This window comes from Rhodococcus sp. NPDC047139 (genome assembly GCF_040643435.1).
GTDB lineage: Bacteria > Actinomycetota > Actinomycetes > Mycobacteriales > Mycobacteriaceae > Rhodococcus.
This window is the reverse complement of sequence record NZ_JBEYUH010000042.1, coordinates 1-2,604: the sequence shown is the minus strand read 5'-3', so window position 1 is coordinate 2,604 and position 2,604 is coordinate 1. Positions and strand designations below refer to the sequence as shown.

General features: G+C 65.1%; 1 protein-coding gene. It reads left to right on the top strand.

What is annotated here, in order from left to right:
• Positions 1-54: 54 nt before the first annotated feature.
• The coding region (locus ABZ789_RS22585; RefSeq protein WP_358428890.1) for an amino acid adenylation domain-containing protein at positions 55-2,604 on the top strand (2,550 nt) is incomplete at its 3' end.

Genomic DNA, 2,604 nt, shown 5'->3' with positions numbered 1-2,604 from the left:
GCGGGTATGTCGGCGACGTTGACGTATGCGGTGGATTTGTTCGATGAGTCGACGGTGCGTGGGTTCGCGGAGCGGTATCTGCGGGTGTTGGCTGCGGTGGTGGCGGATTCGCGGGTTCCGGTGGGGGATCTGGAGATTCTGGATTCGGTCGAGCGTGAGTTGGTGGTGGGTCGGTGGCCGGGTCGCGGTGTGGGTGCCGTGGGTGCGGTCACGTTGGTGGAGTTGTTCGACGAGCGTGTTGCTGTTGCCGGGGATGCGACGGCGGTGGTGTTCGGTGACGAGCGGGTGTCGTATGCGGAGTTGGCGGCGCGGTCGCGGCGTCTGGCGCGGCATCTGATCGATCTGGGGGTCGGGCCGGAGTCGTTGGTCGGGGTGGCGTTGCCGCGGTCGGTGGATCTGGTGGTGGCGTTGCTGGCGGTGGTGCAGGCCGGTGGTGCGTATGTGCCGTTGGATCCGTCGTATCCGGCTGATCGGTTGGCGTATGTGGTGGAGGATTCGGCTCCGGCGTGTGTGGTGTCGTGGTCGGGTCGTGAGGTTGATTTCGGTGCCGGGGTGCGGGTGGTCGAGGTCGATCGGGTGGATCTGGGGCAGGTGTCCTCGGATGTGATCGTCGCTTCGGAGCGTCGTGGTGCGTTGGTGCCGGAGTCGGTGGCGTATGTGATCTATACGTCGGGTTCGACGGGGCGTCCGAAGGGTGTGTTGGTTCCGCATCGGAATGTGGTGCGGTTGTTGGCCGATACCGAGTCGGTGTACGGGTTCGGCGCCGATGACGTGTGGACGATGTTCCATTCGTATGCTTTCGACTTCTCGGTGTGGGAGTTGTGGGGGGCGTTGCTCTACGGCGGAACGTTGGTGGTGGTCGATTACTTCACTTCGCGTTCGCCGCAGCAGTTCCTGGAGTTGCTCGAGCGGGAGCGGGTGACGGTGTTGAATCAGACGCCGTCGGCGTTCTATCAGTTGGCCGAGGTGGATCGGACGGCTTCTCCGGTGCCGGAGTTGGCGTTGCGGTATGTGATCTTCGGTGGTGAGGCGTTGGAGTTGCGGCGTCTGGTGCCGTGGTTCGAGCGTCGGGGTGATCGTGTTCCGCAGTTGGTGAACATGTATGGCATCACCGAGACGACGGTGCATGTGTCGCATCGTCGTATCGATGAGGTGACGGCGCGTACTGCGGCCGGAAGTATTGTCGGTGAGGCGATTTCCGGTTTGCGGGTGTTCGTGCTGGATCGTCGTCTGCGTCCGGTTCCGGCGGGGGTCGGCGGGGAGTTGTATGTCGCCGGTGGGCAGTTGGCTCGTGGTTATCACGGTCGTCCGTCGTTGACGGCGGCGCGGTTCGTGGCCGATCCGTTCGCGGCCGATGGCTCGTTGTTGTATCGCACCGGGGATGTGGCTCGGTGGGGTCGGGACGGGGAGCTCGAGTATCTCGGGCGTGCCGATGATCAGGTGAAGGTGCGCGGTTTCCGTATCGAGCTCGGTGAGGTCGAGGCGGCGGTGCTGTCGGATGTGTCGGTGGCGCAGGTGGCCGTGGTGGTGCGTGAGGACACCCCGGGTGATCAGCGGATCGTGGCGTATGTGGTTGCGGCCGAGGGTGTGGATGTGGATCCGGAGGGTCTGCGTGCGCATGTGTCCGAGCAGTTGCCCGATTACATGGTGCCGTCGGCGTTCGTGGTGTTGGCGGCGATTCCGTTGACGGTCAACGGCAAGTTGGATCGTCGGGCGTTGCCGGCTCCGGTGTTCGCGGTGCGTGAGTTCCGGGCGCCGGCGACGCCGGTGGAGGAGATCGTGGCGCAGGTGTTCGGGGATGTGCTCGAGCTGGCGCGGGTCGGTGTCGACGACGATTTCTTCGAGCTCGGTGGTAACTCGTTGCTGGCGACGAAGGTGGTGGCGCGGATCGGTGCTGCGCTCGATACCGATGTGCCGGTGCGGATGTTCTTCGAGGCGTCGACGGTGGGGGCGTTGGCGGCGGCGCTCGAATCGCAGGTCGGTAGCGGTGCTCGGGCGGCGTTGGTGGCGCAGGAGCGGCCGGAGAATGTGCCGTTGTCGTTGGCGCAGACGCGGATGTGGTTCCTGAACCGGTTCGATACCGAGTCGACGGCGTACAACATTCCGATGGCTCTGCGGTTGCGGGGGCAGGTTGATGTTGCGGTGCTGGCCGAGGCGGTGGGGGATGTCTTCGCCCGGCACGAGTCGTTGCGGACGGTGTATCCGGAGACGGTGGACGGTCCGGCGCAGCGGATTCTGCCGGTTCCGTCGGTGTCGTTGGAGCCGGTGGTGGTCTCCGGTGAGGAGCTCGAGCGGAAATTGTTCGAGTTGGTGACCACTCGGTTCGATGTGACCTCGCAGATTCCGGTGCGGGTGGAGTTGTTCCGGGTTGCCGAGGGTGAGTTCGTGCTCGGTGCGGTGGTGCATCACATCAGTGCCGACGGCTCGTCGATGGTGCCGTTCGCGAGGGATCTGATGCTCGCCTACACCGCGCGGTGTGCGGGGGCGGCGCCGTCCTGGCAGCCGCTGGCGGTGCAGTATGCCGATTACGCCCTGTGGCAGCGGCAGGTCCTCGGGTCGGAGGACGATCCGGATTCGCTGATCTCCCGACAACTCGCCTACTGG